Origin of the sequence: Sphingomonas sp. LaA6.9, assembly GCF_022601895.1 — a bacterium.
Lineage (GTDB): Bacteria > Pseudomonadota > Alphaproteobacteria > Sphingomonadales > Sphingomonadaceae > Sphingobium_A.
In genome coordinates this window covers 1-4,715 of record NZ_JAKVIO010000085.1, presented here as the reverse complement: position 1 = coordinate 4,715, position 4,715 = coordinate 1, and the positions used below count along the sequence as shown (strand labels likewise).

General features: G+C 54.5%; 3 tRNA genes and 3 rRNA genes. All 6 read right to left on the bottom strand.

Annotated features, from left to right (window positions below):
* Positions 1-33: 33 nt before the first annotated feature.
* A tRNA-Met gene (locus MKI88_RS21200) sits at positions 34-110 on the bottom strand.
* A gap of 84 nt (positions 111-194) precedes the next feature.
* A 5S ribosomal RNA gene (gene rrf / locus MKI88_RS21195) occupies positions 195-309 on the bottom strand.
* A gap of 140 nt (positions 310-449) precedes the next feature.
* Positions 450-3,251: ribosomal RNA gene (locus MKI88_RS21190) — 23S ribosomal RNA — on the bottom strand.
* A 335-nt stretch (positions 3,252-3,586) separates the two neighbouring features.
* Positions 3,587-3,662 (bottom strand) — tRNA-Ala (locus MKI88_RS21185).
* Positions 3,663-3,785: 123 nt separating this feature from the next.
* Positions 3,786-3,862 (bottom strand) — tRNA-Ile (locus MKI88_RS21180).
* A gap of 185 nt (positions 3,863-4,047) precedes the next feature.
* Positions 4,048-4,715 (bottom strand): 16S ribosomal RNA (locus MKI88_RS21175); the annotation flags it as partial.

Below are 4,715 nucleotides of genomic sequence, written 5' to 3'. Positions count from 1 at the left end.
GCCGGGGGCTGGTGAGGGGTGTCAGATGAGACCTGGTTGCGGGAGCAGGATTTGAACCTGCGACCTTCAGGTTATGAGCCTGACGAGCTACCGGGCTGCTCCATCCCGCGACAGGAAGGTCTCAGCGCTGAGGCGTATTTGAGATCATGAATGGGTTCTGTGTAAGGACAATCCGCGCATGCGCCGGCTTCAAAGCCTGGCGACGACCTACTCTTCCAGTGCTTAAGCAATAGTACCATCGGCGCAGTCTGGTTTCACGGCCGAGTTCGGGATGGGATCGGGTGGGTCACAGACGCTATGGTCACCAAGCTATGGAGCCGGCGCATGAGCGGAGGTTTGTTCTTAAAAATCGATACCGTGCACATTGAAGTGTTCGAGACCAAATAATTGGGCTGCTTTAATCATCCTGGCCACAACGACAACCAGAGTTGTCATTGATGGTGGGACTCATCAAGCGTGAATAGAGCAATTAGTACTGGTTAGCTCCACGCGTTACCGCGCTTCCACATCCAGTCTATCAACGTCGTGGTCTCCGACGGCTCTATGAAATCTTATCTTGAGGGAGGCTTCCCGCTTAGATGCTTTCAGCGGTTATCCCGTCCATACATAGCTACCCTGCTGCACCGTTGGCACGATGACAGGTCCACCAGAGGTATGTTCAACCCGGTCCTCTCGTACTAGGGTCAACTCCTCTCAAATTTCGACGCCCACGGCAGATAGGGACCAAACTGTCTCGCGACGTTCTGAACCCAGCTCACGTACCACTTTAATTGGCGAACAGCCAAACCCTTGGGACCTGCTCCAGCCCCAGGATGTGATGAGCCGACATCGAGGTGCCAAACAACCCCGTCGATATGAGCTCTTGGGGGTTATCAGCCTGTTATCCCCGGCGTACCTTTTATCCGTTGAGCGATGGCCCTTCCACGAGGGACCACCGGATCACTATGACCGACTTTCGTCTCTGCTCGACTCGTCAGTCTCGCAGTCAGGCTGGCTTATGCCATTGCACTCTAACAGACGGTTTCCAACCGTCCTGAGCCAACCATCGCGCGCCTCCGTTACTCTTTAGGAGGCGACCGCCCCAGTCAAACTACCCGCCACAGAGGGTCCCCGCACCGGATGACGGTGCTGGGTTAGACATCAGAAAACAACAGGGTGGTATTTCACCTATGGCTCCACCAGGGCTGGCGCCCCGGCTTCAAAGCCTCCCACCTATGCTACACAATTCTTTCCTAATGCCACTCTGAAGCTGCAGTAAAGGTGCACGGGGTCTTTCCGTCTAACCGCGGGTACTCCGCATCTTCACGGAGAATTCAATTTCGCTGAGCATGTACTGGAGACAGTGGGGAAGTCGTTACGCCATTCGTGCAGGTCGGAACTTACCCGACAAGGAATTTCGCTACCTTAGGACCGTTATAGTTACGGCCGCCGTTTACCTGGGCTTCATTTCGGAGCTTGCACCCCTCCACTTAACCTTCAGGCACCGGGCAGGCGTCAGGCCCTATACGTCGTCTTGAAGCCGACTTAGCAGAGCCCTGTGTTTTTGCTAAACAGTCGCTACCCCCTGGCCTGTGCCCCCCACAAGTGCTTGCGCATATGTGGGGCCTCCTTCTTCCGAAGGTACGGAGGCAATTTGCCGAGTTCCTTCAGTACACTTCTCTCAAGCGCCTTGGTATACTCTACCAGACCACCTGTGTCGGTTTCGGGTACGGTCTATACGGTGGGGCTATTTCCTGGAACCTCTTCGAAGCACGTCCAATCCGTTAAGGACGTACAACACACGAGATCCGTCACACACCACCAGGCCCACGAATATTAACGTGGTTCCCATCGACTACCCCCTTCGGGCTCGTCTTAGGGGCCGGCTCACCCTGCTCAGATTAGCTTTAAGCAGGAACCCTTGGTCTTTCGGCGAGAGGGCATCTCACCCTCTTTATCGCTACTCATGTCTGCATTCGCACTTCCGATACCTCCACCGTCGGTTACCCTTCGGCTTCACAGGCTTACGGAACGCTCCGCTACCGCGTGGATAAATCCACACCCTAAGCTTCGGTGCGTGTCTTGAGCCCCGTTACATCTTCGCCGCAGGATCTCTTATTTAGACCAGTGAGCTGTTACGCTTTCTTTAAAGGATGGCTGCTTCTAAGCCAACCTCCTGGTTGTTTTGGAAATCCCACATGCTTTCCCACTTAGACACGACTTGGGGACCTTAGCTGTAGGTCAGGGCTGTTTCCCTTTTGACGACGGACCTTAGCACCCGCCGTCTGTCTCCTGGACAGTACTCGTTGGTATTCGGAGTTTGGTTAGAGTTGGTAGATCTCGCGACCCCCGCATCCATCCAGTGCTCTACCCCCAACGGTATTCATCCAAGGCTCTACCTCAATAGATTTCGCGGAGAACCAGCTATTTCCCGGCTTGATTGGCCTTTCACCCCTAAACACAACTCATCCGATAATTTTTCAACATTAAACGGTTCGGTCCTCCAGTGGGTGTTACCCCACCTTCAACCTGGTCATGCCTAGATCGCCGGGTTTCGGGTCTAATGCATCAAACTCTGTCGCCCTATTAAGACTCGCTTTCGCTGCGCCTACACCTATCGGCTTAAGCTTGCTTGATACACTAAGTCACAGACCCATTATGCAAGAGGTACGCTGTCACCCCATAAAGAGGCTCCAACTGCTTGTAAGCATTCGGTTTCAGGTACTGTTTCACTCCCCTCATCGGGGTGCTTTTCACCTTTCCCTCACGGTACTAGTTCGCTATCGGTCATGCACGAGTATTTAGGCTTGGAGGGTGGTCCCCCCATGTTCAGACAGGGTTTCACGTGCCCCGCCCTACTCGAATCCTGATGTCCTATTTTCGCATACGGGGCTGTCACCCGCTATGGCGCCACTTTCCAGAGGCTTCTGCTAATTAAACACCAGGCATTGGCCTGGTCCGCGTTCGCTCGCCACTACTAACGGAATCTCGGTTGATGTCTTTTCCTCCGGGTACTGAGATGTTTCAGTTCTCCGGGTTCGCTTCACCAAAGCTATTTTATTCACTAAGGTGATATCCTTTCCCATTTAACTCGAACACCGCCAATCCGAAGATTGTCGGCGCTAGAATTAAATGGTGAGGATGGGTTTCCCCATTCGGAAATCGTCGGGTCAAAGGTTGCTCACACCTCACCGACGCTTATCGCAGCGTGCCACGTCCTTCATCGCCTGTGCATGCCAAGGCATCCACCAAATGCTCTTACCTCACGTTTGAGAGTCCACACCACCAATGACAACGCTGGAAAACCCCTCCTTGCAAAAGGGGCCGCCATTTGATGCGCGTCACGGCAAGTGCAGATAATTAAATCTCAGCCAAATGATTTAGTAACAATAACAATCTCATCCGAAGATAAGATCGATACTGCCACGGCATCGATTTTAAGAACCCATTCACAATGTCAAATATTGGGGAGCAGATCTCCCCGAATTGCCGGACAAGCCGGCAAACCTTTGTCTTCATCTCTGGAAATGTTTTGGTGTGCGCGTGGGACGGCGCTGCGCGCCGATCGTCTTCCTCGGCAGCGCCCCGCGCTGCCTGTGGGAAGCGATGGTGGAGCCTATCGGGATCGAACCGATGACCTGATGCTTGCAAAGCAACCGCTCTCCCAGCTGAGCTAAGGCCCCATCATTTGTCGAGCCTCAAGCGCCGGCGCCGACATCCGTCGGCTTGGCTTTCCTCGCATAAGCTCGGGCGCGCAGTCGCGCTTGCGGCCTATGGCCGAGGCTTGAACCTCACAAACATTGATATGGTGGGCCGAGTAGGAGTTGAACCTACGACCTCACGCTTATCAGGCGTGCGCTCTAACCACCTGAGCTACCGGCCCCCACCATGCCCAAGCAGGCCATAAAGGCCGCGGGCGGCGTGAGCCAGCTCAGGCTTTCGCTGCCGACCTTTTCGATCGGCGCGATTTCCAGTGATGAAGGGACATGAGGACGGCGGCTATGTTCTTTGGAATGGAGGAAGCTCTTCCCTGACCGTAGCCAAGGCGCTTTCCGCCGATATCCTTAGAAAGGAGGTGATCCAGCCGCAGGTTCCCCTACGGCTACCTTGTTACGACTTCACCCCAGTCGCTGATCCCACCGTGGTCAGCTTCCTCCCTTGCGGGTTAGAGCACTGCCTTCGGGTGAAACCAACTCCCATGGTGTGACGGGCGGTGTGTACAAGGCCTGGGAACGTATTCACCGCGGCATGCTGATCCGCGATTACTAGCGATTCCGCCTTCATGCTCTCGAGTTGCAGAGAACAATCCGAACTGAGACGACTTTTGGAGATTAGCTCACCCTCGCGAGTTTGCTGCCCACTGTAGTCGCCATTGTAGCACGTGTGTAGCCCAGCGCGTAAGGGCCATGAGGACTTGACGTCATCCCCACCTTCCTCCGGCTTATCACCGGCGGTTTCCTTAGAGTGCCCAACTAAATGATGGCAACTAAGGACGAGGGTTGCGCTCGTTGCGGGACTTAACCCAACATCTCACGACACGAGCTGACGACAGCCATGCAGCACCTGTGCACTAGCCAGCCGAACTGAAGGAATCCATCTCTGGAAACCATACTAGGCATGTCAAACGCTGGTAAGGTTCTGCGCGTTGCTTCGAATTAAACCACATGCTCCACCGCTTGTGCAGGCCCCCGTCAATTCCTTTGAGTTTTAATCTTGCGACCGTACTCCCCAGGCGG